The 26524-nt window shown below is 74.5% G+C and carries 23 protein-coding genes and 2 pseudogenes; 7 read left to right on the forward strand and 18 right to left on the reverse strand.

All coding sequences use genetic code 11. The features are described from left to right. Window positions 1-119 precede the first annotated feature (119 nt). A complete protein-coding gene (locus AB0P06_RS09125; protein ID WP_363606251.1) occupies window positions 120-1469 on the forward strand; it encodes a PQQ-binding-like beta-propeller repeat protein in 1350 nt (449 codons plus the stop codon). 57 nt (window positions 1470-1526) lie between these two features. After that, a pseudogene (locus AB0P06_RS09130) lies at window positions 1527-2163 on the forward strand (uridine kinase). Here the strand turns inward: AB0P06_RS09130 and AB0P06_RS09135 are convergent. The 10 genes from AB0P06_RS09135 to AB0P06_RS09180 form a co-directional block, all read right to left on the reverse strand. Further along, complete coding sequence (locus tag AB0P06_RS09135) at window positions 2111-2977, reverse strand: DNA-formamidopyrimidine glycosylase family protein (protein WP_363606252.1); 867 nt, start codon at window positions 2975-2977, stop codon at window positions 2111-2113. The pseudogene AB0P06_RS09130 and the gene AB0P06_RS09135 sit on opposite strands and share 53 nt — an antisense overlap. Before the next feature lie 52 nt (window positions 2978-3029). Next, window positions 3030-3491 carry a universal stress protein gene (locus AB0P06_RS09140; protein WP_363606253.1) on the reverse strand — a complete coding sequence of 154 codons (462 nt, stop codon included), beginning with the start codon at window positions 3489-3491 and terminating at the stop codon, window positions 3030-3032. Window positions 3492-3669: 178 nt separating this feature from the next. After that, window positions 3670-4710 (reverse strand): zinc metalloprotease, encoded by a 1041-nt coding sequence (locus AB0P06_RS09145; protein WP_363606254.1) that lies wholly within the window; start codon window positions 4708-4710, stop codon window positions 3670-3672. A 293-nt stretch (window positions 4711-5003) separates the two neighbouring features. Then, entirely contained in the window at window positions 5004-5705 is a 702-nt protein-coding gene (locus AB0P06_RS09150) for an AAA family ATPase (RefSeq protein WP_363606256.1), read from the reverse strand. A 180-nt stretch (window positions 5706-5885) separates the two neighbouring features. Beyond that, the gene (locus tag AB0P06_RS09155; RefSeq protein ID WP_363606258.1) at window positions 5886-6995 is read right to left on the reverse strand and encodes a glycosyltransferase family 4 protein; all 1110 of its coding nucleotides are present in this window, start codon (window positions 6993-6995) and stop codon (window positions 5886-5888) included. Between the two features lie 6 nt (window positions 6996-7001). Then, entirely contained in the window at window positions 7002-7973 is a 972-nt protein-coding gene (locus AB0P06_RS09160) for a phytanoyl-CoA dioxygenase family protein (protein ID WP_363606260.1), read from the reverse strand. Between the two features lie 115 nt (window positions 7974-8088). Continuing rightward, window positions 8089-8823 (reverse strand): class I SAM-dependent methyltransferase, encoded by a 735-nt coding sequence (locus AB0P06_RS09165; protein ID WP_363606262.1) that lies wholly within the window; start codon window positions 8821-8823, stop codon window positions 8089-8091. A gap of 61 nt (window positions 8824-8884) precedes the next feature. Further along, window positions 8885-10081 carry a YcaO-like family protein gene (locus tag AB0P06_RS09170; RefSeq protein WP_363606263.1) on the reverse strand — a complete coding sequence of 399 codons (1197 nt, stop codon included), beginning with the start codon at window positions 10079-10081 and terminating at the stop codon, window positions 8885-8887. Then, entirely contained in the window at window positions 10078-11148 is a 1071-nt protein-coding gene (locus tag AB0P06_RS09175) for an HEXXH motif-containing putative peptide modification protein (RefSeq protein WP_363606265.1), read from the reverse strand. The genes AB0P06_RS09170 and AB0P06_RS09175 overlap by 4 nt, the downstream gene beginning before the upstream one ends. A 118-nt stretch (window positions 11149-11266) precedes the next feature. Beyond that, window positions 11267-11422: a hypothetical protein gene (locus tag AB0P06_RS09180; protein ID WP_363606267.1), complete on the reverse strand. Its 156-nt coding sequence runs from the start codon at window positions 11420-11422 to the stop codon at window positions 11267-11269. Between the two features lie 293 nt (window positions 11423-11715). On the opposite strand from AB0P06_RS09180, the gene AB0P06_RS09185 reads away from it, so the two are divergent. Then, window positions 11716-13161: a N,N-dimethylformamidase beta subunit family domain-containing protein gene (locus tag AB0P06_RS09185; protein ID WP_363606268.1), complete on the forward strand. Its 1446-nt coding sequence runs from the start codon at window positions 11716-11718 to the stop codon at window positions 13159-13161. 82 nt (window positions 13162-13243) lie between these two features. On the opposite strand, the gene AB0P06_RS09190 is transcribed toward AB0P06_RS09185, so the two are convergent. Beyond that, window positions 13244-14200, reverse strand: coding sequence for an LLM class F420-dependent oxidoreductase (locus AB0P06_RS09190; RefSeq protein WP_363606270.1), 957 nt, complete (start codon window positions 14198-14200; stop codon window positions 13244-13246). A gap of 162 nt (window positions 14201-14362) precedes the next feature. Between AB0P06_RS09190 and AB0P06_RS09195 the strand changes: the two genes are divergently transcribed. Continuing rightward, entirely contained in the window at window positions 14363-14716 is a 354-nt protein-coding gene (locus AB0P06_RS09195; protein WP_363606272.1) for a DUF6401 family natural product biosynthesis protein, read from the forward strand. Window positions 14717-14737: 21 nt separating this feature from the next. Here AB0P06_RS09195 and AB0P06_RS09200 read toward each other — a convergent pair whose 3' ends face one another. Continuing rightward, complete coding sequence (locus tag AB0P06_RS09200; protein WP_363606273.1) at window positions 14738-15547, reverse strand: hypothetical protein; 810 nt, start codon at window positions 15545-15547, stop codon at window positions 14738-14740. A 194-nt stretch (window positions 15548-15741) separates the two neighbouring features. On the opposite strand from AB0P06_RS09200, the gene AB0P06_RS09205 reads away from it, so the two are divergent. Then, a complete protein-coding gene (locus tag AB0P06_RS09205; RefSeq protein WP_363606274.1) occupies window positions 15742-16536 on the forward strand; it encodes an alpha/beta fold hydrolase in 795 nt (264 codons plus the stop codon). Between the two features lie 48 nt (window positions 16537-16584). Here the strand turns inward: AB0P06_RS09205 and AB0P06_RS09210 are convergent, their stop codons facing one another. The 5 genes and pseudogenes from AB0P06_RS09210 to AB0P06_RS09230 form a co-directional block, all read right to left on the reverse strand. Continuing rightward, window positions 16585-16839: a hypothetical protein gene (locus AB0P06_RS09210; RefSeq protein ID WP_363606330.1), complete on the reverse strand. Its 255-nt coding sequence runs from the start codon at window positions 16837-16839 to the stop codon at window positions 16585-16587. A gap of 82 nt (window positions 16840-16921) precedes the next feature. Further along, the gene (locus AB0P06_RS09215; RefSeq protein ID WP_363606332.1) at window positions 16922-17236 is read right to left on the reverse strand and encodes a hypothetical protein; all 315 of its coding nucleotides are present in this window, start codon (window positions 17234-17236) and stop codon (window positions 16922-16924) included. Between the two features lie 40 nt (window positions 17237-17276). Beyond that, a pseudogene (locus tag AB0P06_RS09220) lies at window positions 17277-18236 on the reverse strand (serine hydrolase domain-containing protein); the annotation flags it as partial. 200 nt (window positions 18237-18436) lie between these two features. Then, entirely contained in the window at window positions 18437-21004 is a 2568-nt protein-coding gene (locus AB0P06_RS09225; RefSeq protein ID WP_363606275.1) for an FtsX-like permease family protein, read from the reverse strand. Window positions 21005-21007: 3 nt separating this feature from the next. Continuing rightward, complete coding sequence (locus tag AB0P06_RS09230; RefSeq protein WP_363606276.1) at window positions 21008-21817, reverse strand: ABC transporter ATP-binding protein; 810 nt, start codon at window positions 21815-21817, stop codon at window positions 21008-21010. 259 nt (window positions 21818-22076) lie between these two features. Here AB0P06_RS09230 and AB0P06_RS09235 point away from each other — a divergent pair, with 259 nt between their 5' ends. Together AB0P06_RS09235 and AB0P06_RS09240 are read left to right on the forward strand one after the other, a co-directional pair. Continuing rightward, window positions 22077-23306, forward strand: a complete 1230-nt coding sequence (locus AB0P06_RS09235) for a sensor domain-containing protein (protein WP_363606278.1) — start codon at window positions 22077-22079, stop codon at window positions 23304-23306. Continuing rightward, window positions 23294-23938 carry a response regulator transcription factor gene (locus AB0P06_RS09240; protein ID WP_363606279.1) on the forward strand — a complete coding sequence of 215 codons (645 nt, stop codon included), beginning with the start codon at window positions 23294-23296 and terminating at the stop codon, window positions 23936-23938. The genes AB0P06_RS09235 and AB0P06_RS09240 overlap by 13 nt, the downstream gene beginning before the upstream one ends. 356 nt (window positions 23939-24294) lie before the next feature. Here AB0P06_RS09240 and AB0P06_RS09245 read toward each other — a convergent pair whose 3' ends face one another. Continuing rightward, on the reverse strand, window positions 24295-26310 hold the full coding sequence (locus AB0P06_RS09245) for a DEAD/DEAH box helicase (RefSeq protein WP_363606281.1): 2016 nt from the start codon (window positions 26308-26310) through the stop codon (window positions 24295-24297). Window positions 26311-26524 lie beyond the last annotated feature (214 nt).

A 26524-nucleotide genomic window follows, 5' to 3' on the forward strand; every position in this document is an offset into this window, starting at 1 on the left:
CCCGGGGCTTGTCCGAGCACGCCGCGACCGGTCTCCCCGGGGGCGGCCCCGCCCGCTTCGGTATTGTCCGTCGGACAGGGCGGCGCGACGGCCGCTCCCGGGGGAAGCGGGTATCAGGCATGCAGTCGGCAGCGTCCGAGCGTTCCGCCACGCAGGCGTCCGACCCGGCCGAGGACGCGTCCGGCGCGTCCTGGCAGTGGGACGAGGAGGCGGACGACCGGGCCGCCGCGCCCGCGGACGTGGTCGGCGGCGGCGCCGGGCCCGACGGCGACGGGCCCCGGCCGAGCCGGCGGCGGCTGCTGACGGGGGCCGGCGTGCTGGCGGCGGGCGCCGCGCTCTGGGCGGTCTCCCGCCCGTCCGGCGGCGGACCGGCACCCGGGCCGCCCAGGCCGCTGCCCACCCGGATCGCCGGGCCGGAGCCGCTCTGGACGTACCGCGGCCCGGCGGCGATGACGCCCGAGCGGCTGGCCGACCACCCGGACCGGCCGCTCTTCCTCTCCCGGACCGGGCTCCAGGTGCTCGACCCCGCCGACGGCTCCCCGCTGCGCGGCCTCGTCTTCGAGACGCCCGGCAAGGACCGGCCGGGCGACCTCGGCACACCGGCCGACCGGGTGGTGCTCGGCGCCGACCGGATGTTCACCGTCTCGTACGGCCACATCGACGGCCGTCACCTCACCGACGCGGCCGCCGACTGGAGCCTGCCGCTGCCCGACCACCTCGACGGCAGCATCACGCTCTACGGCTGCGACGGCGCCACGCTGTACGGCAAGGTCTCCGCCCGGCCGGCCGGGGGCGCCCTGGGGGGCGACACCCTGTTCGCCGTGCGGATCGCGGACCGCACGGTGCTCTGGTCCCGTCCGGTGGCGCCCGCCGAACAGCTGTTCACGCCCGTCACCGCGGCCGGCGGCCGGCTCCCGGCCTGCGACACCACGGCGGGCCGCACCGCACTGGTGGTCCGCGGCGCCGCCGACGGCGAGCGCGCCTGGTCGGCGGCGGCCGACGAGAACCTGCGCTGGTGCGCCGCCGACCAGGAGAACCTCTACCTCCCCGACGGCCCGGCCGGCCTGCGGGCGCTGCGGCTCGCCGACGGCTCCGCCCGCTGGGAGACCGCCGCCGACCCGTCCGGGGAGCTGCGCTCGCTGTCCCCGGTGACCGACGGCACCCGCGTCTACCTCCCCCGCGACAACGGCCTGGTCACCGCGTACGACGCCGCCGCCGGTGCCGAGCTCTGGTCCCGCCGCCTCCCGTTCCGGCTGGACCGCCGCAGCCACCCGCTGCCGGCCGGTGGCGTCCTCTTCGTCCCCGGCCCGGCCGCCGCCGGTGTCTGCACCCTCGACGCCGCCACCGGCACCGAACTGTGGACGTTCCGCGACTCCGGTCCCGGCGTCGACGTCTGGTCCCTCGCCGCGGACCGGACCCGGCTCTACGCGGGCCACGACGACATCCTGTACGCCCTCCCGCTCACCTGAGCCCGCCCGGCCCCACCCGAACCCCCACCTCCCGGCACACCGAGGCAGGATGGCCCGATGCAGGTACGACCGATCTCGCCCGAACGGCTGGCCGACCTCCTCGCCGACCGTGTGACCGCCCTGCCCGGCGCCGGGCAGCGGTGGCTGCGGGTGGCCGTGGACGGCGCCGCGGCGGCCCGCCCCGGTGCGCTCGCGGACGCCCTGGTGGAGCCGCTGCGCCTGCGCGGCCGGCCGGCCCTGCGGGTGTCGGCGGCGGACTTCCTGCGGCCGGCCTCGGTCCGGCTGGAGTACGGGCGGCACGACCCGGACGCCTTCCACGACCTCTGGCTGGACGACGGCGCCCTGACCCGCGAGGTACTGGACCCGCTGGAGCCCGGCGGCACCGGCCGGGTGCTGCCCTCGCTGCGCGATCCGGCGACCGACCGTGCGACCCGCGCGCCGTACACCACCATGCCGCCCGGCGGGGTGCTGCTGCTGGACGGCCCGCTGCTGCTCGGCCGGTGGCTGCCCCTGGAGCTCACCGTCCATCTCGCGCTCACACCCGCCGCGCTCGCCCGCCGCACCCCGCCCGACGAGCAAGTGGACACTGCCCGCCTTCGCCCGCTACGAGGCCGAGACCACTCCCGCCGAGACGGCCGACCTCACCGTCCGGGTGGACGACCCTCGGCACCCGGCCCTGGTCGAACGCCCCTGAGCGGCCGCCCGGCGGGCACCTCGGGCGCCGGGCCGCGCTGGCAGTACGGGCACCAGTAGGCCACCCGGTCGCGCGGCGGCTCGCCCTGACCCGCCGTCAGCACCGTCGTCCCGCAGCGCGGGCAGGGGCGGCCGGCCCGGCCGTACACCCAGTGCTGGTGGCCGCGCCGGGTGTCACCGGTGGTGATGTGGCCGGGGCGCAGCCTGTTGGCGTCGAGGAGCTGCCGGGCCCGCGCCACCAGCCGGTCGGGGCCGGGCAGTTCGCCGACCGCCGTCCACGGTGTCACGCCGGCGAGGAAGCAGAGCTCGTTGGCGTAGACGTTGCCGATCCCGGCCAGGTTGTGCTGGTCGAGGAGGGCCTCGGCGAGCGGGCGGCCGGGGTGGGCGAGGAGCCGGCGGACGGCCTCGGCCGGATCCCAGTCGGGGCCCAGCAGGTCGGGCCCGAGGTGGCCGACGGCACGTGGTTCGTCGGCGGTGCGGAGCAGCTCGACGACCGGCAGGCGGTAGCCGACGGCCGTGCCGTGCTCGGTGCCGAGGACGGCCCGGATCTGCCAGGCGGGCCCGCCGGCCCAGCGCTCGCCGGGCCGGTAGACCTCCCACCGGCCGTCCATCCGCAGATGGGTGTGGAGGGTGAGGCCGCCTTCGAGCCGGGTGAGCAGGTGCTTGCCGCGCGGGGCGACCTCCAGCACCCGCCGGCCGGCGAGCGCGGCGGTGGCGTGCGCGGGCACCCGCAGGTCGGCGGTGGTCAGCAGCTGCCCGGCGAGGAGCTCGTGCAGCCGGGCCGCCGCGCGGTAGACGGAGTCACCTTCTGGCATGTCTCCATCCTGCCCTGAGCGCGGCGGCCCGGCGTGGTTCCGCGGACCGTGGTCACCCGGCGGCGGCCACCTGCCCCTCGCGGACCACGACGACCGGGCAGGGGGCGTGCTCGGTGAGGTGCCGGCTGACGGAGCCGAGCAGCGCGCCGGAGAAGCCGCCGAGGCCCCGGCTGCCCACGACGACCAGCGCGGCACCGTCGGCCGCCTCCAGCAGGGCCTGTGCGGCGTTGCCGGGCACCACGGCCTCGGAGACGTGGACGGCGGGGTCGTCCCCGACGACCTTGGCGACCGTCTCGGAGAGCGTCTGCCCGGCCAGGTCCTGGGGGTTGAAGCCCTCCGCCGGGGGCACGCTGAGGCCGGCCCAGCCGTAGAACGCCGGGTACTCCCAGGCGGCCACCGCGTTGACGGTGCCGCCGGTCAGCCGTGCGTAGTCGATCGCCCACCGCAACGCCTGCTCCGAGGCGGGCGAGCCGTCCACGCCGACGACGATCCGGGGGTGCGCGCTGTTGGTCATGCCGCTGCTCCTTGCTCGACTACCTCGGCTTCAGCTGCCGTTTGCACCACAAACATAGATCGATACGGGCAAACGATCGCCAATTGCCACGCCGGAAGCCCCGAATACATTCGAACCCTGTGCCGCCCTGGGCCAACGCCGAAGAAGCACCGCCGCCGGCGCGCGCACCGACCGGCCGTCAGGCCCGGTAGACCGCCCAGGAACCGGCCATCCGGGCGGACTGGCCCGGGGTGAACTGCGTCATGCAGGAGTCGTAGGTGTAGTCCATGAAGTTGTGGACCGGGTCGAGGCCGACGGCGGGGCAGGTGTCCCGGCCCTCGGGGCACTGGTAGGCGGCGTTCGCCTCGGCCGGCGTGTCGTCGACGTAGTCGCCCGGGTCGCTGCAACCGCCCTGGAAGGTGTGGTAGAGCCCCAGCCAGTGGCCGATCTCGTGGGTCGCGGTGTAGCCCTGGTTGTAGTTGGCGGCCGCGCCACCGGGGAGGGACGCGTCGAGGATGACCACGCCGTCGTCGGTCGGGTTCAGCAGGTACTGGCTCGGGAACGTCGCCCAGCCGAGCAGCGGCTGGCCGAGGCTGGCGGTGTAGAGGTTGAGGGCGCCGGCGCCGCCCCTGCGCAGCGCGCTCTTCATCGCCTTCTCCGCAGGGGAGCCCGGGGTCATGCCGCTGTACCAGGCGGCGTTGTCGGTGTAGTCGGTGTCGGCCAGCCGGAACTGGAACGGGCTGGCCGTGTTGCCCGCGCCCTGGCCGCCGTAGGTGGCGTTGAGGACGGCGAGCTGGTTGGCGATGTCCGCCGGGCCGAGCCGGCCGGTCGCCCCGGAGTGGATGACGTGCAGGTACACCGGGATGGTGGTGACGCCGCCCGGCCCGCCGGGGACGGGCGGCATGCCGCCCTGGCCCACAGCGGCCAGGGCGGCCCGGATGGTCAGGTCCGTCTCCATCGCCCTGGCCTGGACCTCGGTGACGGCGTTCGGCTCCTGGCTGTCCGGGCCGCCGGCGGGCTTGCGGGCCCCGGTGCCCTGGCCACTCCGGCCGTCCTGGCTGCCCTGGCTGCCCTGGCTGGGCCGGCCGTCGGCGTCGGCACATCGGGACGAGGCCGCGTGCCGGGCTGCGGGGAACGCCGCGGGGGCGGCGAACTGGGTCAGCCCGAGGGCGGCGACAAGGGCGGCGGCGCTGAGGAATCTGCGGGGAACACACGAGGGGACGCGGGCAGAACGACGCATCTGCGCTCCTGAGGGGGAGTTGTCACGGTGGCGGCCACCGGCGGCCGCCCGGCCAGGGCTGCGCAGGGCCGCCCGGAAGCGCCGGACCCGCTCGGGCCGGGCACTCTGACGCCCCGTCGGACGCCGTCCGGAAGCCCGATCGGCCCACCCGGCCCGCCCGGAACGGCGGATGCCTTGGCGCTCGATCCCCTACCGCCCCCGTGCCGTCCGGCAGTTGACGCACCGTCCCGTCCGACCGGCCGGGGAGCCGGGGAGGACGATCCGGGTCGGCGGCCCGCACCGCCTCGCCGAGACTACGACGCCACGAAGACGATCTCCCGCAGGGCGCGCGCACCGGCCCGGTCGAGTAGCACGGCCGACGCACAGCCGGCCGGCGGCCGTCCGGTGCCCGCCAGCCGCCGGCGCAGCCGTCGCGCGGCCTCCCGGTGCCGGGCGAAGGCGTACGCGGAGACCGCCTGCCCCCGGGTGTGCTGGCCGTCCCGGGCCTCACCGGCACTGGCGTCCAGCAGCACCAGGTGCACCCGCCGGCCCTGGCGGGCGGCGGCCCGGGTGAGCCAGAGCCGCACCCAGGGCAGCGCCCCGCAGTCGTGCACCGCGAGCGGGCCGCCGGCCAGCACCGCGCGCCGCAGCCGCCGGTAGTGCTCGATCCGCACCAGCGGGCGGTAGACGAAGTAGGGCAGCCAGCCGGGCGCCCGGGCGGCGTACTCCTCCCGGACCTGCTGGGAGTCGACCAGCCGGGCTCGTACGCAACGGCGCATCAGTGTGCTCTTCCCGCTGCCGGGCAGCCCCGAGACGACCAGCAGGCCGTCGGCGGGGTAGCGCAGCGCCGTCGGCCGGCGGCCCTCGCACCCCTGCCGCAGGTCGTGCAGGCCGCGCGGGCGCAGCGCCGGTTCCGCCGGCCCGGCCACGGCACGGTGCGCGGCTCTCGGCGCGGGCACGCGCTGCGCCGGTGCCCCCACCGCCGACGGCTCCGCCCCGGACACCTTCGTCTCCACCACCGGCTCTCCCCCTGTCCCCCGGCCTGTCTCCCCGGCCTGTCCTCCCCGGTCGGGCCTCTCGGTGAAGCCTTCCCTTCCCAAGAGAGAGTAAAGACTAGGCCATGGCGACGGGGGCGCCGTCGAGCGGCGTGACACCGTTTCACCCGCCCGTCCGGGCCGGGGCGCGGAGCGGACGGTTCAGTGCAGACCGGCGAGGACGTCGTCGGCGCGGTGGCGCCAGGTGTACCGGTCGAGGACCTGCCGGCGGCCCTCGTCCCCGAGGGCCCGGCGCAGCGCCGGGTCGGCGAGGAGCTCGGTGATCGCGGCCACCCAGGCGGCCGGGTCGTCGGGCGGGCGGAGCAGGCAGTTGACCCGGTCCTGGAGGATCTCGTGCAGGACGGGGAGGTCGGAGGCGACGATGGCGCGGCCGTGGGCCAGGTACTCGAACAGCTTCAGCGGGGAGGCCCACCGGCTGGTCTCCCCGAGCCCTCCGGCGGCGTAGACCTTCTTCTGGTACGGCGCCAGGACGACGTCGAAGAGCGGGACGTAGGCACGGACCGCACCGGGCGGGCGGTGGCCGTGGAAGTACACGTTGGGGAGCCGGCCGGGCTCCTCCCAGCGGGCCCGGTCCTCGGGGGTGCCGCCGACCAGGTGGAAGTCGAGCCCGGGGAGCCGTCCGGCGAGATCGAGGATCAGGTCGATGCCGCGCCCGGCGTAGAGGTGCCCGACGTAGCCGATCCTGGGCACACCCGGGCGCCCGGGCAGCCGCGGCGGTGCCGGGTACGAGCCGGGCGGGTCGGCGCAGTCGGGGGCGACGAGGACCGGAGGGGTTCCCGGGCCGCCGTGGGCCTGCCGGAAGTCGCGGGCGAGGGCATGGGTGATCACCACGACCCGCGCGAGGGAGGGCCGGGCGAGCAGTTCGCGCTCCGCCCGGCGGATGTCGGGGTCGTCCCAGAGCAGGTGCGTCTCGTACACGAGCGGCGCGAGGTCCGGCGCGAGGGCGAGGCTGTAGGCGTCGCGGCCGTAGATCAGGTCGGGGGCGGCGCCGTCGGTCAGCAACTCGCTCACCCGCGCGGCGCGTTCCCGGTAGCCGGCGGCGCCGGTGTCGGGGGCGGGCACGGAACGGACGGGGAAGCGGTGCCTGGTCCCGTAGTAGGCGTGCGGGTCGTCGGCCGGGTACGAGCCGGGCAGCGCGTACAGGGTGACGTCGTGTCCGGCCTCGGTGAACGCGTCGCACATCCGCATGACGTGGATGCCGTTGGCGTAGACGGAGGGGATGCTGCCGCTGTGCAGGTAGGCGATGCGCATGCCGGCCTACGCCTGGGCCGGGGACGGGGGCGGCGTCCGCGTGTTCTCGTAGGCGGGTGGTCTCCGCAGGGCCGCCCGCAGGAGGTGCCGGCCGTAGGCGGCGGTGGCCCGCGAGCGCAGGGAGGCGAGCGCCGGCAGCGGCCCGTCGAGCAGCCGCGGGTCGTGGTACGGGATCCAGCCGCCGCCCTGCCGGCTGAAGCGCGGGGCGCCGACGCTGATCCGCTTGGTGAGCACGTACCGGGTCTCGTCGGTGGTGTTGGTCTCGGAGCTGTGGACGTGGTCGCCGGCGAACACCAGGATGTCGCCGGGATCGAGGGTGACCCGCACGGGGGTGCCGAGGTCCTGGCCGGGGGCGACGCGGAAGCCCTCCCGGCGGACCGGTTCCCGGTAGAGGTGCGGGTAGATGAGCAGACCGTTGCCGGGGCGGACCCGGCCCAGCGCGATCCACAGGTTGACGGAGTTGACGGGCGTGTTGAACCACGAGTCGATGTGCGGGGAGTGCGGCACCATGAAGCCCGCGAGCGGGTCGAGTTCGGCGCGGCCGGCCACGGCGGCGTGCGGCAGCATGATCCGGACGCCGAGGTGGTGGCTCAGGTAGACCCGGGGGCCGCCCGGGGCCGCCCGCTCGGCGAAGGAGCGCACCGCCTCGGCCGCGACGGGCCGCAGCAGCGTCTCCAGCCGGGTACGGAAGGCGGTCGCCTGCTCGACGGTCGCGGCGGTGTGCAGCGCTTCGACACCGAGGCGCCCGACGGTGGCGGCGGCGTCGGGCGGAAGGGTCCCGGCGGCGGCGTGACCGGTGGCGCGGAGCAGCGGTTCCAGCGCGTCCAGGTGGTGCAGGCCGCGCCTGACCACCACGAGCCGGCCGTCGTCGACCACCTGGCGCAGCGGTACGCCGAGGCCGCCCGGGCCGGGGCGCGGCTCCAGGATCTCGTGCCGGCCGGTGGCCGCGGCACCGGGTTCTCGGGCGGGTGCGGACATGGGAACCTCCCGTTCGTCGACGGCGGTTGGTCGCGGGGGCCGCCCCGGGCATCTCCGCTGCCGGTGGTCTCCCGCGGGTGCTTCGGTGCTCTCCTGCCGGGGGGCGGACCGTGGGTCAGGCGGTCCGTTCGTAGACGGACACGTGGTAGGAGCTGTCGGAGGTGTAGGCGCCGCCCTTCCAGTCGCCGAAGCGGTCCCGCAGGCGCAGCCCCGCCATCCCGGCCATCAGGTCGAGTTCGCCGGCATGGGCGTAGCGGAAGGAGACCGGGACGTGGTGCACGCCGTCGCCGTCGACGATCAGGTAGTCCGAGGTGTACTGCTGCGCGGCGCGGTTGACGCGGCGGGTGCGGACCGTCACCCCACCCGGGATCGGGAGGGTGGCCACCGCGGCGCCCGGGTCGGCGAGCGCCTCGGGGACGTGGGCGTCGAGGACGAACAGCCCGCCGGGACGCAGCCGGTCGGCGGCGTTGGCGAAGCAGCGGACCTGGGCGTGCTGGGTGGGCAGTTCGAAGAACGTCCCGTTGACCACGTACACGAGGGCGAAGGTGCCGTCGACCGGGACGTGGCTGAAGTCCCCGGCGGTGACGGGGACGGACCGGCCACCCGGTTTGGCGCGGAGCCGGTCGGTCATCTCGGGTGCGCCCTCGATGCCGTGGACCTCCAGGCCCCGCGCGGCCAGTGGCAGGGCGATCCGGCCGGTGCCGGAGCCCAGTTCGAGGAGCGGCCCGCCGCCGGCGGCCCCGGCGAGACCGGCGAGCAGGTCGACGGTGCTGTCGGTGACGTACGAGGGGAACCAGTCGTCGTAGCGGGCGGCGAACGCGGTGGCGTAGTACGGGTCCTGGTCGGTCATGGCGGACGGTCCTTTTCGTGGCGGCGGGCACGGTGCGGGCGGGGTGCGGGCGGCGGGCCCGTCAGCCGAAGGGATGCGGCCGGCCGGACCGTCCCGGTCCGGCGGCTCCGGCCGGGCCGCCCGGCAGCGGGAGGGCGCCCGGGGCCACGGCCCGCACCACCCGCAGCCCGGCCTCGGTGCCCTGCGGCGACGGGGTCGGTACGGCGATCACGTCCGCGCCGGTGTGCGCGGCCAGCAGTGGGCCCGGACCGGCGTGGTACCCCACCGGGGCCTGCGGACCGGCGTGGTCGTGGCGGGCTTCGGCGAGCCAGAGGGCCAGGCTGTCCTGCCGGTGGTAGGCCCAGAGCGCGTGTTCCAGCGCGGTGGCCGGCTCCGTGGCACCGGCCCACCGGGCCCAGGTCTCCCGCGCGACCGGGGTGTCCATGCTCCAGCGGACCATCAGGGCCTCGTAGGCCGCCTTCCCGGCCAGGGCCGGATACCGACCGGCCGGGCCGCAACGCGCCCCGAACGCCTGGCCGGTGCCGTCCGGGGCGTGGACGCAGACCACCACGCAGACGGCCCCGGCCGGAGCGGGCAGGAGGAAGGCCGTCGCCTCCAGACCGAGGAGGCCGAGCGACTCGCACAGCCCGGGGTCGGCCCGCCAGGGCACCACGACGGGGGGTTCGGTGTCGTCGCCGTACCAGCTGCGCCGGATCAGGTCGCGTTCCAGGATCTCCCAGAGGGCGTGGTCACGGGCCGTCGCCTCGTCCGGGTGCGCCGCCACCCCGGTGGATCCGGCGCTGATCCCCGCCCGGCAGCCGGGCGGGGGCCGGTGGCGCAGGTACACCGCTCCGGCGGGCACCAGGACGTCTCCCCCGTCCGTCAGCGACCGGCCGACCGCCCAGAGCAGGGCCGCGTCCCGCACGTCGCCGTCGGCTCCCCGGGCGCCGTGGACCAGCAGCGCGGGATCGACGGCCGGCCGGCCGGCGCGGTGCAGCCGCCGGTACGTGGCCCGCACCCCGGGCCCGGCCTCCGCCTCCCGCCCGGCCACGATGTTGCCCATCCGCTCGATCAGTTCGCCCCTGGCCCGGACGGCGGTGTCCTGCGCGTCCTGCCCGGCCGCACTGCCGACGACGACCTCGTCACCGCCCGCACGGACGCCGGTGAACAGCGCCGACCGGGCCGCCGCGCGGGCGAACACGACGGCCGGCGCACCGGCGAACGGCCGGAACGCCTGGGCCTCCCACGGCCGGGCCGGCGCCCCTGCGGAGCCGCTCACGCCGACGCCTCCGCGCCGGCCCGGGCCAGCACCCGGCGGCCCGCGTCGGTGAGCGCGGCCCGGTGCGCCTCCAGCGTCGTGGCGGCCTGTCCGACGTCCTCGCGGTGCCGCGCGTACCTGGTGCGCAGCAACTCCTGGTCGAGGGCCGGTCCTGAGCGTCCGGTGAGGAGCCTGCGGTAGAACGACGCGCTGCGGGACAGGACCACCATCTGGTGGAACAGCCCGCCGAGGGGGCGCCGGTCGGCGCGCAGCGGTGTCGCCACCAGGGCGCCCTGTTCGGCCGTGCGGTGCCAGAGCGGTGTCGAGATCAGCGCCGCGTTGCAGCGCTGATGGGTACCCTCGTGCAGCAGGGCCTCCGCCAGGCGCAGCGGGGCGGGCAGGCCGTCGGGTTCGTCCGTCAGGCGCTCCCGGCCGAGGAACACCGCGCCGTGCACGGTGAAGTCGGTGAACCCTTCGATGGCTTCGCCGGACAGCAGGGCGATCTGGCGCACGGTGTACGTCAGTTCGTCGAGCATGGCCGGCCAGACGGCGGCCAGGAGCCGGATCGCCTCGTCGGCGGTCGCGCGTTCGGTGTCCGTCCACGCGCGGACCTCGCTCGTCGCCGGTGCTGCTCCGTTGCGCGCTCCGGCGGCCGGGGCGGGCGGGGTGTCGGCGAGCGCGCGGGCGACCGAGCGGCTCAGGTGCGGCTGGGGCCCGGCGAGTTCGAGCCGCCACGGGCGGCCGCCGCAGTCCCGGCCGGGCACCGCGCGGGCGAGGGCCAGGGCCGTGTCGAGCCGGGCGGCGAGTTCGTCGTGGCGCTCCGGGGTGAGCGGACCGGAGCGCAGCGCGCGCTGCGCGGTGTGGGCGAGCTCGATCACGGCCGGGTGGCCGAGGTCGTCGGCCGTCAGGCCGGGGTGGCGCGCGGCGAGCGCGGGCGGATGGTGCGGCGGCGCCGCCGGACCGTCCGCTCCGGGAACGGGGGCGGGGGCGGGGGCGGCCAGTGTGGCCCGGCGCAGCGCGCCGAGCGTCAGCCGGCAGACTCCCCGCTGGTCGCGCGCCGCCTCCGCCGCGTTCGGTTCGATGTCCACGTGCGCGCTCCTCTGTGCCGCCGCCGGTGGGCGATCCGCCGGGCGAGGCCGGTCAACGATGGATCAGAAGTGGCACGCGGCGGACCGAATGGCCGCCGCGTGCGTCACGCGCGGGTGGTCACTCGCCCGGAAGGTCGATCAGCAGCGGAAGCTCCGGCAGTTCCTCCGACGTGACGGGCTCGATGTCCTCGTACATGATCCGACTCCCTTCGAACCACCGGATCCCGCCCGGATGACGGGCCCTCGGCGCGCATTCATCATCCTCAGTGATCATGCGGCTTCCAAGAGTGACGATCCGCTTCCGGTGGGAACCGGCCGACCCGTGGGCAACGGGTTTGAACCGGGCCGGTGCCGGTGGAACCACGCGCACGGGCTGGCCGGTAGGGCACCGCACGGACCGGAACGACGGCGTCCGGTGGCGGCGCTTCCACCCCGGGAGAGCCGGACAACGTCCGAATCCGCGCGTGCCTCCGCACACCGGGACCGTCCAGAATCTGATCCGTGACGACCACGCGCCCCGCCCCACCGACGCCGGAGCGGCCACAACCCGGCCGTCTGGAGAGCCCCTTGCCCGATGCGCGGAGCGACGGCGCCCACCCCACCGACGACGCCCACCCCCTCGTCGACGGCTACCCCGCGAGCCCCAGCGTGCGGGCCGGAGGCGTCCTGCGGCTGCACCTCTCGACCCGGGCGGACCGCTTCCGCGCCGACTTCTTCCGCTGCGGCGCCGAGGTCCGCCACATGGGCGGCACCGGCGGGCCCGGCCGGTACGCGCCCGCCGGCCGCTACGACCAGGACTGGCACTGGCCCGGCCATGACTTCACCGTCCCCGCGCACTGGCCCTCGGGCGTGTACATCGCCGTCCTGCGGCCCCACGCGTCCGGCCCGCCGGACCTCCCGGAGCCCGGCGCCGGCGCGGAGCACCTGGACGCCCGGCACTCGCGCCTGCTGTTCGTGGTGACACCGGCCGGGCCCACGAAGGCGCGGGTGCTGTACAAGGTGCCGGTCCTCACCTACCACGCGTACAACCAGAGCGGCGGCGGAAGCCTCTACGGATCGCTGCGCACCGACGATCCGCCGCCCGGCGCGGACACCCCGGTCACCCAGGCCGTCACCCTGCGCCGCCCCGGCGGCGGCATCGGCGGCCCGGTCAAGGGCTACCCCGACGCCCACGACCCGCGCACCCCCCGGCAGACCTTCGCCCACTGGGACGCCCCGTTCGTCGCCTGGCTGGAGCGCGGCGGTTTCACCGCCGACTACTGCACGGACCTCGACCTCCACCAGGACCCGCACCGCGCCGACGGATACCGCCTGCTGCTCTCGGCGGGACACGACGAGTACTGGAGCGCACCCGCCCGCCGCCACGTCACCGCCTTCCGCGACCGCGGCGGCAACCTCGCCGTCTTCGGCGCGAACACCTGCTGGTGGCGCGTCACGGTCTCGGCCGACGGCACGACCGTGCGCTGCGCGAAGCACCCGCCCGGCGCGGCCCCGGGCGTCGACGTCGACCGGCTGCGCGGTGCCCCCGGCCACTGGTGGGAGTCCGAACCCGAGAACACCCTGACGGGCGTCAGCTACCGCAACGGCGGCGGTCACTGGGAGGGCCCCCGGGCCCCGCTGGGCTTCACCGTCCAGCACACCGGCCACGAGCTCTTCGCGGGCACCGGACTGCGCGACGGCGACGTCCTCGGCGCCGAACACGCCCTCGTGGGGTACGAGTGCGACGGCGCCGCCCACCGCCGCGACGGCGCCGGGCGGGCGGTGGCGACCGGCGCGGACGGTACGCCGCCCGGCTTCACCATCCTGGGGGTGGCCGACCTCCCGGCCGATCCGGCCGCCGGCTGGCACACCGCCGTCCGGGAGGACGACGGCCCCGGCCGGGCCGCGACCTTCGGCCTGTACACCAGCGGCGGTACGGTCTTCACCGCCGCCACCGTCGACTGGCCGCGGCTGCTCGCCCTCGACCCCCGGGTGCGCACCATCACCCACAACGTGGTCACCGCGCTGTCCTGAGCCCTGCCGCCCCCGCGCATCCCCGCACGTGCCGGTGCCGCCGGCACCCCGGGAACGGGCGTCGGCGGCACCGGCCGGGCGGTCAGCCCAGCTGCGGGGCGACCCGCGAGGCGATCAGCTCCAGGTGGTCGAGGTCGTCCAGGTCGAGGATCTGCAGGTAGATGCGCTGGGTGCCGTGGGCGGCGTAGCGGCCGATGGTCTCCGCCACCTCGTCGGGGGTGCCGGCCAGACCGTTGGCCTTCAGCTCGGCCACGTTCCGGCCGATCGCGTCGGCGCGGCGGGCGACCTCGGCGTCGTCGCGGCCGACGCAGGCCACCAGGGCGCTGGAGTACACCAGGTCGTCGGCCTCGCGCCCGGCCGCCTCGACGGCGGCCCGCACCCGGCCGAACTGGGCCGCGCTGGCCTCCGGCGAGACGAACGGCATGTTGAACTCGTCGGCGTAGCGGGCGGCCAGCGCCGGGGTGCGGGTCGGGCCCGTGCCGCCGATCAGGACCGGGATCTTCTCCTGGGCGGGCTTGGGCAGCGCGGGCGAGTCGGTCAGCGTGTAGTACTGGCCGGCGAAGTCGAAGGTGTCCCCGACCTTGGTGTTCCACAGCCCGGTGATGATGGCCAGCTGCTCGTCCAGCCGCCCGAACCTCTCCTTCGGGAACGGGATGCCGTAGGCGGCGTGCTCCTCGGCGAACCACCCGGCGCCGAGGCCGAACTCGACCCGGCCGCCGCTCATGGCGTCGACCTGGGCGACCTGGATGGCGAGCACACCGGGCAGCCGGAAGGTGGCGGCGGTCATCAGGGTGCCGAGGCGGATGGTGCTGGTCTCCCGGGCGAGGCCGGCCAGGGTGATCCAGGCGTCGGTCGGCCCGGGCAGGCCGGCCCGGATGGCGGCGGCCGGGTCGCCCTCCGGGGCGGAGCCCATCCGCAGGTAGTGGTCGGAGCGGAAGAAGGCGCTGAAGGCCCCGAGTTCCTCGGCGGTCCGCGCCACCCGCAGGAGGGTGCCGTAGTCGGCGCCCTGCTGGGGTTCGGTGAAGATTCGAAGATCCATGCGGCCCATTCTGGTATGGACCGCCCCATGATCCCCGGCGATTCGCCAATCGTCCCGGACGTCGGCCGGGCGAACGGCGGGCGTCCTGAGGGTGGCCAAGGTCTCAGCCCGGAAGCGCCCCCGGCCGCCTTTTCCACGCCGGGGCTCGCCTACGGTGGACGGATGTTCGCCACTCCCGACGAGTCCCGCAGGGGCTCCCCCGACCAGCCGGCCGGCTGTCCGCTACCCGGGATCGTCGCCGCCTTCACACCGCGGCTGGCCGAGTTCGCGTTCGAGCCCGGCTTCGTCGCCGTGGTCGACCAGCACGCCGCCGAGCTGCGCGAACTGCTGTACGCGCAGGGGCCGGAGCTGCTGCCCCGGCCCCTGGACCGTGAGGAACTGTCGGACTACGCGCTGGGCTTCCTGGACGCGCTCGCCGAGATCGGCTGGCGCGAGCCGGTGGGGTACGACTACGCGGTGCACCGGCTGACGGCGATCTGCTGGCTGGTCCGCGAACAGGGGCTGCTCACGCCCTGACTCCGGGAGCCGCCGGGTGTCCTACCGCGGCTGCCCACCCGGCCGGCCGGGGTCGATGCCCGGGGCCGGCGGGGTGGTCGGGGTGGTCGGGCGGACCGGCTGGTTGGTCAGCGCGTCCGAACGGCCGGCCTGGTAGGCGCTGCCGCGCAGGTTGGCGCTCTCCCGCTCGGCGTGGTCCAGCCAGCGCTCCCAGCGCTGGCGCATCGGGATGATCAGACCGCCGCCGACGCCGACCACCAGGATCCCGGCGATCGAGGCGAGCACCGCGATCAGCACCGGGCCGGTGATGGCGGTGGCGATGCCGGCCTGGCCCAGCGCGGCGATCACGCCGAGCACCACGATGAACGCCCAGGCGATGGTGGCCACCGTGCGCCCGTACGAGGCGCCGGCGAGCGCGTTGCCGACGATGTCGCGGACGGCGTTGGCGATGGCCATCGCGATCACCACGATCACCACGGCGACGATGCCCCTGGGCAGCCAGGAGACAATGCCGTGGATCATCACGCTGATCGGGTTGGGGCCGAAGACGCCGAAGGCCAGTTGCAGGGCCATCAGCAGGATCGCGTAGTAGACGATCTTGCAGATGATGCCGGTCATGTCGTACTTGGATCCGCTCAGGTACCGGGTCATCCCGGCCCGCGCGGCCACCCTCTCGGAACCGACCCGGCGCAGCACCCGGTCGAGGACCTTGGCGATCACCTTGGCGACGAACCAGCCGATGACCAGGATCGCCAGGAACGCGAGGAACTGCGGAATGAACTTGGCGACCTTGGACCAGGCTTCGGTGAAGCCGGACCCGAAGTCGACGGAGAGTGCGAGCTGCTGAGCCACGGGAGTCCTCCACTAGGCGACCCGACGCCCGGAACGGCGCGGGGTACACCCCCCACCCTTCGTGGATAGCAGGGTGCCCGGACCACCGCGCGCGGCGGCGGCCGGCACTGATCCCCCCGGGTGAACCCGTCATCCGGCAGGCGGCGCGTACAGTGGCGGTCCACGGGACGGACGGCGGGGCGGGACGGTACACGGTGAGCGGGCACGCGGTGGAACGTACGGGCGGCGCGGACGGCGCAGGTGGTGCGGCCGCCGCGGCCGGACACCGGGCGCTGGTCTGGCGGGTGCGGCCGGAGCGGCCGGCGGCGGCGGTGCTGGTGCTGCACGGCGGCGAGGAGCACAGCCTGGCCAGGCCCGGCCCGCTCAACCTGCCCGGTCTGCGGATGCACGGCTTCGTCCGGGCGGTGCGCCGGGAGACCGCCGGGGCGGGCGTGGCGATCGGTACGGTCCGCTACCGCCACCGGGGGTGGAACGGCGAGCGCGCCGACGCCGCCCGGGACACCCTCGCCGCGCTCGACGACCTCGCCGGGCAGCTGGGCCCGGTGCCCACGGTGCTGGTCGGCCACTCGATGGGCGGCCGCGCGGCGCTGCGCGCGGCGGGCCACCCGAACGTCACCGGGGTGGTCGCGCTGGCACCGTGGTGCCCGGCGGAGGACCCGTGCGAGCAACTGGCCGGCCGGGACGTCCTGATGCTGCACGGCGACCGCGACAAGGTGACCTCCCCGGCCGACACCCGCCGGTTCGCGGCCCGCGGCCGGACGGCCGGCGCCCGGGTCTGCGGCTACACCGTGGTCGGCAGCGGCCACGCCCTGCTCCAGCGGCTCGGCGACTGGCACCGCGCCACCGCCCGGCTGGCGGCCGGCCTCCTCGGCGTACACGACCTCCCCGCCGCCGCCACCGCCGCGTTCACCCTGCCCCCGGGCACCACCGACGCCCTCGGTGTCCCCCTCCCCTCCTATCCGCGCACCGCCCTCCCGACCGGCGCCTGAGGCCGTGGCCGTTCCCCGGCGGCCTGACCCGGCGGTGCGACCCGGCGGTCAGCCCCGTGGCGTGACCGTCCCGAGGTGGGCCGCGGCCCGGTCCGGGTCGTAGAACCACTGGTCGAGGTCGGCGGGGTCGTCGAAGCCGTTGGCGAAGCGGTGGGCCACCGCCGGGATCCGACCGGCGGCACCGAGCAGATCGAGGACGCGGGCCGGCGGCGGGGCGAGCATCGCGTTGGTCCACCTGGTGGCGTGCCGCGCGCCCGCCCAGAAGCGGTCGAACGCGGCCTGCATGAAGTCCCGGTCGAACAACTTGTCCCCCTGTGCCAGGATCGCGTCCAGGTAGACCGCGGCGCACCCGGGACGCGCTCGGGACGCACCCGGACTGCGCGAATCAGCCCGTCCGGGCCGTGACCGGGCCGGTCGGAGCCGGTTTGCCGAACATGGTGCAGACCACCGCGTCCTTGAGCGCCTTGTCGGCCTCGACGAGCTTCGGGGCGGCCCCGAACTCGAACAGGACCTCCGTCGGGACGAGAACGGTGGCGGTGCGACTGCCGGTGCCGTCGGTGAAGTTGGTGCTGGAGTACCCGGTTATTCCCCCTTCGTGGGCCCAGATGGTGCCGCACGGGGTGGTACCCGTCCCGATGCCCAGCCCGGAGCCGGGCCCGTTCACCGGATTCTCCGGGTCCGTCGGGACGGTGGTCCGCATCTGTTCCAGCTGAGCGGGCGGGCAGCAGCTTGCCGGACATCAGCGCGGTGTAGAACCGGGACCAGTCCCGCGCGGTGGACACCACCGCCCCGGCGGCCCCGCCCCAGCTCGGGTCATTGCCGGAGACGTCCACATGGCCGTCGTGGCGCACCCCGGCGATCTCCCGGAACTCGGTGGGCACATCCGGCGGCATGTGGGCGGAGTCCGGTTCGTAGCCACGGACGTACCGCCCGTGCCAGCTGGAGTCGGTGGCGAGATAGGTGTGCCGCAGGCCCAGCGGCCGGGCGATCCGGTCACGGATCAGGTCGGCCGGGCTCGCCCCGGTGACCTGTTCCAGGACCGCGCCGACCGCGACGTAGTTGGTGTTGCTGTACGACCACTTCGCGCCCGGGGCGAACAGCGGCTCGTGCCGCACGCCCACGGCGAGCAGGTCCAGGGAGGTCCACCGCCGCGGGTCCTTGCCGAGGATCGAGTTCAGGACGGCACCGTCCTCGGTGTAGTCGAACAGGCCGCTGGTGTGGTTCAGCAGCATCCGCAAGGTGATCGCCCCGCCGTTCGGAACCTTGCCCGGCAGCCACTTCTCCACCGGGTCGTCCAGGGTGACCTTGCCCTCGGCGACCAGCTGCAGAACGAGCGTGGCCATCATGGTCTTGGTGTTGGACCCCATCCGGAACTCGTCCCCCACCTCCAGCCGGTGATCCCGCCCGGCCCAGGGAGCCTGCTCGACGATCTCGACGGGCCGGCCGCGGCCGTCGTCCACCCGCACGATCACGCCCGGCGCCCCGGCGGCCACCAACTCCCGCGCCAGCTGCTTCAAGTGGGCCCGCTGCGCGTCGGCCCGGGCCGACGCGGGCGCGGACGGCGTGGCCGGTGCCGCCGAGGCGGGCACCGCGATCGCGGACACCGCCAACCCCACGGCCGACGCCGTCACCACGGCGGACAGCATGCGCGAACGGCGTGACCACACCGCACGATCCGACGAAAAAACATAGCGGGACATTGATCCGTTCCTCTGCGCTTCGGGTGAACTGGACGACCTCAGCCTCAGGCCCGCCACTGACAACCCGCGCACAGCGCGCTGTCAGGCGCCCCGGTGCCGGTAGGGCCAGTGCGGTGTCGGCGGCGCCGAGGACGGGTGCGGAAGGTGCGGGTGATGACCGGCCCCGCGAGGCGCCGGGTGACGGGCGGAGCCGTTCGCGGCTATTCGCGCAGTCCGATGGCCTCCACCGGGCGGGCGCGCAGGGCCAGTCTGGTCGGCACCAGAACGGCCGCCGCCGCCAGCGCCGAGGTCGCCGCCACGATCGCCAGATAGAGCAGCGGCGGGATGTGCGGGACCAGGGAGCCGGTCAGGCCCAGGCTCACCGTCATCAGCGGCAGCACCGGCACCGCGCTGCCGACCACGACCGCGATGAGGATCACCATGAGAGTCTCCGTCCGCATCATCCGCATCACCTGGTCCGGGGTCGCGCCCACCAGGCGCAGCAGCGCGAACTCCCGTGTCCTGGACAGGGTGGTCATCACCAGGGTGTTGGCGACGGCCACCGCGATGTAGCCGAAGACCAGCACCAGCGGCAGGGCGTTGCCGACCAGGCCGACCGTGGCCGTCCGCTGCTGGGCCGCGGAGAGGCCGCCCTTGTCCCGGACCAGCACACCGGGGTAGCGGTCGTTGAGCCCGGTGAGCTCGTCGATCACCCGCTGCCGGTCGGCGCCCTCCTCGGCCCGGACCAGGACGGAGTCGTACATCCGGCGCGAACTGTGCTGCAGGACGGTCTGGTAGGACAGCGTGACGTCGCCGAAGCCCAGTCCACGGCGGTAGACGGCGACCACCCGCGGTTCCATCGTCTGCCCGTCGGGAAGGTGGAGCCGCACCGTGTCCCCGACGCCCGCGCCGAGGGTCCCGGCTGCCGCGCTGCTGAGCGCCACCGTGTCCGCGGACAGCCCGTCCAGGCCGCCCTCGGTCACGTCCAGGTCGACGAGCCGGTCCAGTCGGCCCGGGGTCAGCCCCTGGGCCTGGTATTTGAAGATCTCCGGGGAGTCGAGCATCCGGATGGAGGCGAACAGGTCGATCCGCACGGTGCCGGTGGCGGACTCCACTCCGTCCAGGCCCTCGATGAACCGCGGGGCGTCCACCGGCAGGCCGTCGGCCTCGCTGGTCACGGTGTAGTCGGCCACCACGCCCGCCCGGGCCTGCTCCTCGGCCGCGCCCGCCGTGGTGGTGGGAATGAACAGCTGCACCGAGGCGAAGCCGATCGCCAGGATCAGCGGGCCGATGCCGGCGGCCAGCCGGCGGGCGTTCGCCCGGGTGTTGGCGACGGCCAGGCGCCCCAGCCGGCCGAACCACCACTGGAACGGCGCGGCCAGCAGCCGGGTCGCCCGGGCGACCACCGGCGGGGCCAGCATGAGGATCGCGATCACCATGACCAGCCCGCCGCTGGCCGCGCCGGCCGCCGCGAAGACACTGCCGAAGAACAGCGGCAGCAGCGCCGCACCGAGGCCGAGGACGAACAGCAGCACCCCGAAGAGGACCCGGGCCCGGCCGAGGCCGGGCTGCTCGGTCCGGGCCGCGCTCAACGCCTCCACCGGCCGGACCGACACCACCCGGCGGGCCACCGCGAACGCCGCCACCTGCGCGGCGATCACCCCGATGACGACCGCCGCGACCATCGGCAACGGGCCGTAGGAGAACTCGAAGTCCTCGGGCACCACACCGATGACGGAGAGCGCGCCGCGCAGCACCTCCGCGGCCGCCGCACCGGGGATGCAGCCCAGCACCGACGCCACCAGTGAGACGACCAGTGTCTCGCCCGAGATCATCTTGTGGATCTGCTTGGGTGTGGCGCCGACCACGCGCAACAGCGCCAGCTCGCGCCGCCGTTGGTGGACACCCAGCGCCAGGGTGCTGCCCACCACCACCATGGTGATGAGGATGACGATGCCGCCGAGCGCGCCCGCCAGCTCCCTCAGACTGCCCCGGGCCGTGGCCACGTCCGGGTTCTCCACGCTGCTGCGCCCGTCGCCGGTGCGGACGTCGGTCCGCGTGCCCTTGAGCGCCGCCCCGACCCGGTCGGCGAGCCTGCCGGTGTCCGTGCCCTTCGCCGCCAGCACCCCGATCGCGCTGACCTGGTCGGTGCGGCCGAACAACAGGCGGGCCTCGTCGTCGGTGAAGAAGACCGGCGGGGTGCGCAGCGCCCCGCCACCGCCCGTGTAGGTCACGATGCCGACGACCTTGTACGGGCTCGCGGCGCGGGTGGAGGCGATCCGGACGCTGTCGCCCGCCTTCACCCCCGCCCGGTCGGCGACGGACTTCTCCAGCACCACCTCGCCGGCCCGCCGGGGCTCCTGACCGCTGCGCTCGAACGGGCCGAGCCCGACCCCGCCCCAGTTCGTCCCGATCGAGCGCCGGTCACCGGCCCCTCTGACCAGCTCCCCTTTCCCGTCGACGAGTTGCGCGGGGAAGTCGAGAACGCCGACGGCCCGGCCGACGCCCTCGGTGCGCGCCACCGTGCCGACCAGGTCGGCGGGGACGCCCACCGCGTCGGTGAGCGCCTTGGTCTTGCTCTTCTTCCCCTCGTGCACCGTGAAGGACCTCTCACCGCCGACCACGACCGGTGCGCCCGCGTACCGCTGGACCGGCACCCCCGACCCGATGCCAGACTGCAGAATGACGCCGAAGGCCGTGATGAGCACCGACGCGCCGAACAGCGCGACGAAGGCCCCGACGAATCCGGCCCTACGCTCCTTGACGGTCTGTACGACGAGCCTGAACACGCCTCACCACTCCCCCAGTCCGGTCATCCGCTCGGCGACCCGCTCAGGAGTGGGCCGCGTCATCTCCTCCGCGTGACTCCCGTCTCTGAGGAACACCACCCGGTGCGCGTAGGAGGCGGCGACCGGGTCGTGGGTCACCATGACCACCGTCTGCCCGAGGTCGTCGACGACCTCGCGCAGGAGCCGCAGCACCTGCTGCGCGGTGCGTGTGTCCAGCGCCCCGGTCGGCTCGTCCGCGAACACCACCTCCGGCCGCGCCGCCAGCGCACGGGCGATGGCCACCCGCTGCTGCTGGCCGCCGGAGAGCTCGGCGGGCCGGTGGTTCATCCGGTCCGCGAGCCCCACCCGCGTCACCAGCTGGTGCATCCACTGGTGGTCCGGCCGGCGCCCGGCGAGCATCAGCGGCAGGGTGATGTTGTCGGCCACGGTCAGCGCCGACATCAGGTTGTACGCCTGGAAGACGAAACCGACCCGCTCCCGGCGCATCATGGTCAGCTCCACCTCTCCCAGGGTCGACAGGTCGGTTCCGCCCAGCACCACCGAGCCGGCGTCCGGGCGGTCCAGCCCGGCGGCACAGTGCAGGAAGGTGCTCTTGCCCGACCCGGACGGGCCCATCACCGCGGTGAACGAGCCCCGGGCGAAGGCGAGGGACAGGTCACGCAGCGCGTGCACGGCCCCGGCGCCCCTGCCGTACGTCTTGCGGACCCCGTCGAGGCGCACCACCCAGCGCGGGTCCGGAGCGGCGACGCCGTCCGGCCGGGGCTGCGCCGCGTCCTCCCGTGCGGGCGCGTCCGGGAGCCCCTCCGTCCGCATTCCGCGTTCCCTTCCGCCCACTTCCGGCCCTCCATCGCTCGTACGCACAACCCGACGTTCACGACGGTAGGTTCACGATGGAACGGGGACCAGGGCGTGCACTGGAGACCCGATGGTGCAGAAAACTGCCACCCGCGGTTGGACCACGCACGGTGGTAGGGTGATCGAAATGTCGACTCGGAGGGTCTGAAAAGCCGTGCGAGCGCCCTGGGTTGCCGCGTTACGACGGTTACGGCCCGAGCAGTGGATCCGCCGGACGGTGATCCGTTTCCCGCCCACCGCGGGCTATCTCCTGATCTGCCTCGGCACCGGGCTGGCCGGGGTGGCGGTGGCCTATCTGATGATCGCGGTCCTCGCACTCTGCCTGGTGGGGACGGGCTTCCCGCTGCTGCCCGGAGCGCTGCGGGTGGTGCGCCGGTTCGCGGAGTTCCACCGCGGCCGGGTCGGGCGTCTGCTGGGAGCCGGGGTGCGCACCCCCTACCGCGACCTGGAGCCCGGTCCGGCCGCGCCCCGGAGGCCGTCCCTGCGCGATCCGGCGGTCCGCAAGGACCTGCTCTGGCTGATCACCCACAGCGTCGCCGGGACGGCCCTGTGCGCCGTCGCCCTGACCGTGTGCGGCCATGCGGTCAACTGGCTCACCGCGCCGGTCTGGTGGAAGCTCGCGCCGAGCGAGCGCGACGCGATCATCCTGCTGAACGTCGACTCGTGGCCGAAGGCCGTCGCCGCGGCGTTCGTCGGCGTCGGCTACGCCGTGGTGGCGATGGCCGCGGTGCGGCTGCTGGCCGGCGCGCACGCCCGGGCGTCCCGGTGGCTGCTGACCGCCCGCCCGCGGGTCGCGCTCGCGCAGCGCGTCCGCGAACTGGCGGTGACCCGGACGGAGGCGCTGGACGCGCACGACGCCGAACTGCGCCGGATCGAGCGGGACCTGCACGACGGGGCCCAGGCCGCCATCGTGGCCGTCTCACTGCGCCTGGGCATGATCAAGCGGGCGCTCGGCCAACGCCCCGAGCAGGTCCCGGAGATGGTGGACGCGACCCAGCTGATCGCCGAGCAGGCCCTGGAGTCCCTGCGCCACCTGGTCCGCGGGATCTATCCGCCCGTGCTCGCCGACCGCGGGCTGAACGACGCGGTGCGGGCGCTCACCGCCCACTGCGCGGTCCCCGCCAGGATCGACATCGACGAGACGGCCGGCCCGCCGCCGCGCGCTCCGGCCGCCGCCGAGGCCGCCGCCTACTTCGTGATCTCCGAGGCGCTCACCAACGTCGCCAAGCACAGCGGCGCGCGGAGCGCGCTGGTGCGGCTCCGGGTCACCGCCGACGCGATCGCGATCAGGGTGGAGGACGACGGCAGGGGCGGCGCCACGGAGGGCGCGGGGAGCGGGCTTCCCGGACTCAGGCGGCGGGTCGCCGCCTTCGACGGGACCACCGAGCTGTTCAGCCCGCCCGGGGGCCCGACCGTAGTGAAGGTGGAAATTCCATGCGGATCCTGATCGCCGAAGACAACGCCCTGCTCCGTGAGGGGCTGGTCCTGCTGCTGGGCAGCGAGGGACACGAGGTGTGCGCCACCGTCGAGAACGGTGACGACCTGCTGCCCGCGCTGCTCGAACACCGCCCGGACGTCGCCGTGGTGGACGTCCGGCTGCCGCCCACCTTCCGGGACGAGGGGCTGCGGGCCGTGGTCGAGGCCCGCCGGCAACTGCCCACGCTCCCCGTCCTGGTGCTCTCGCAGTACGTCGAGCGGGCGTACGCGACGGAGCTGCTCGCCCAGAACGCCGCCGGCGTCGGCTACCTGCTGAAGGACCGGGTGGGGCGCGCCGAGGAGTTCCTCCAGGCGCTGCAACGGGTCGCCGACGGCGGCACGGCGATGGACCCCGAGGTCATCTCGCAGCTGATGGTCCGGCGGGTCGGGGCCGATCCGCTGTCCGCGCTGACCCAACGCGAGCGTGAGGTCCTGGCGCTGATGGCGGAGGGCCGCAACAACGGCACCATCGCGGAGCTGCTGTTCATCACGGAGAGTTCGGTGAACAAGCACATCGGGAACATCTTCGCCAAGCTGAACATGCCGACGCCGGAGAGCGGACACCGCCGGGTGCTCGCCGTGCTGACCTACCTCCGGGCCTGAGCCGCCGCCGGGCCTGAGCCGCCGCCGGGCGGACCGGGGCGCGGCGCCGGGTGCCTGCCGGTCGGAGGTGCAGAGAACTGCACCTCCGACCGGAAGCAGGCCCCCGTGAAATCCCCCGCGCCCGGCTCCAGAATGGAGTCGTCGAAGGCGGAACCAGCGCCAGGACAACGGACACACGCAGCCGCCGGATCCCACGGGAGCCGGGAAGGACGTCGGCCGCGGTCCCTCCCCGTACCAGTTCGAGTCAGGAGCAGTCATGTCAGATTCAGCCGGCTGGAAGCCCCCGAAGGAACGTCCGATGTGGCCCTGGGTCGTCCTCGCGGTGGTCGCCGTCGGCGTTCTGGTCAACGTGCTTCTCACGATCTGACGGGCGGGCCGTCGCCAGGGCAGGAAACCTCCGCGCTCCCGGCCGGCCCGGCGAGGCGCAGCTGTTCCTCCTCCACGATCAGCGCCGCCAGCGACTGCTCCGAGATGTCGACCGCTTCAGGAGTCGATTCGGCCACGTCACTCCGGCGCGCGTATTCGTCGAACAACCGGCTCTTCGCGCGAAGAATCTCCACCATCCGCTGGTCGACGCTGTCCGTGGCCAACAGCCGGTGCACCCGCACTCGCCGCACCTGGCCCATGCGGTGAGCCCTGGCTATCGCCTGGCTCTCCATGGTGGGCTTCACCTGTGGTTCGCAGAGAATGACAACCGAGGCCGCTTGGATGTTCAGTCCCACACCTCCGGCCTGGATCTGGCTCAGCAGCACCGCATGACCCTGCACAGCGGCGAACTCGTCCACCACGTCCTGCCGTCGAACCGCGTCCAGGCCGCCGTCGACCGGGCCGAACGCACGCTGTCCCAGGGCCTCCTGGACAACCGTCAGAACATCTCGGAAGAACGAGAAGACAACGACCTTCCATCCGTTGTCCGCGGCCTCCTCGACAACTTCCATCAGCCGCTGCAGCTTCGCGGACCTCTCCGGGTCCGCGTACGCGGCACGGCGCATGGCCATGAAGTTCCCCTCGGCGACGGCCAGCCGGTAGGCGGCGAGATCGGATGCCGTCAACTCCTCCCATTCGTCGACATGAACGACGTCGGGAAGCTCGGTGAGAACGTCCTGCTGATTACGGCGGAGGTAGGCCGGGGCGACTGCCTTGCGAAACGACGTCGGCCCTGCGGCGGCCGAACCGCTGTGGATCCGGGGCAGCAGATCAGGCTGCAGATAGTGGACGAGGTTCCGGAACTCCTCCACCCGGTTCTCCATCGGGGTGCCGGTGAGGAACAGGACGCGGTCGACGCGGCCGGTCCACTCGGCCACCGCCTGAGAACGCTTGGCGCCGTGGTTCTTGACGTAGTGGGCCTCGTCCACCACGACCATGCCGACCGGGACCTCCTCCGGAACCTCCAGCCGGCGGAGTCCATCGAACGTCAGGACGGCGACGCCGCCGTTTCCGAGCCATTCGGCGCGCGCCGCCTCCCTCTCCTGGCCATGGAACCGGAACGCCCTCAGCGTGCTGCGTGACTCGATCTCCCTGACCCAGTTGACGAGGACGCTGGCCGGGCAGACGACGAGGAAGTGTGTGCTCCCGTGCGCTCGAAGATGCGCGAGCACGGCAATCGCCTGAACGGTCTTCCCGAGGCCCATCTCATCACCGATGATCACCCGCTTCTGCGCGAGGGCGAAGCGGGCACCGAACTCCTGGTAGCCGCGGAGCGAGACCTTGCACCGCGTGTCGTTCAGTGGCTCGGCCCGGACCCGGTCCGACAGATTCTCCGGAAGGAAGCCCTCGGAGGCGGTGATCCCGTCGGGGCCGAATCCGGCGGTCTCGGCGAGGACACTGTAGAACTCGGCCGAGCGGACTTCGAAGTCCGCCCATGCCTCGATGTCCGTGACCAGGGGGCGGAGAAGGTCCACGGACGCCTGGGCGAAGAGCACGGCCGTCCCTTCGCCCTCCATCTCCGCGACGAGGGCGTCGAGTTGATCGACCGCGGCGAGCGCCTGCTGTCTGCGCTGCCGCCCGGCGAACAGGCCTCTGACAACGCCCCGGGCCGGCTGGGCGGCGGACATCAGGGCGGCGACCTCACCGACGACACGCTCCGCGGTGTCCCTGGCCCGTCTCGCATCCGGCCCGGCGGCGACCAGCCGTTGGAGCGCGATGACCAGTGCGGTGCCGGCCGGATCCTGGTGGTCGATGTCCAGCCGGATGGCCACGGTCCGCTCGGCGGCCCGGGCGATCTGCCCCGCGGCGGCAATGGCCTGGGCGGCAGTCTGGGCCCCGACTCCGGGGAGCAGTTGAAGCGTGTAGGGCGTGGCGTCCACAACCTGCCGCACGGTCCTGAGCCCGGCGGCCTCCAACGCGGCGACGCGCAGCCGCCCCTCGGTCACATCCTTCAGCCGGGCCAGGGGGATGGCGTCCAGCTCGTCCCGGACCAGCCGGCCCCTCAGGCCGGCGGCGGCCTGGCACACCTGCTCGACAGCACTCCGGTGATCGCCGATGACCGCGCGAGCGACCGCGTGGAGCCGTTCGCCGTCCGCCGTCCGCGAGGACGACCTTGGGCTTCCGGACGGTCCGTTGCCTCTCTCCCACTGACGGCTCCTG

It is taken from the genome of Kitasatospora sp. NPDC088351, assembly GCF_040685575.1.
In the GTDB taxonomy this organism is placed as follows: domain Bacteria; phylum Actinomycetota; class Actinomycetes; order Streptomycetales; family Streptomycetaceae; genus Kitasatospora.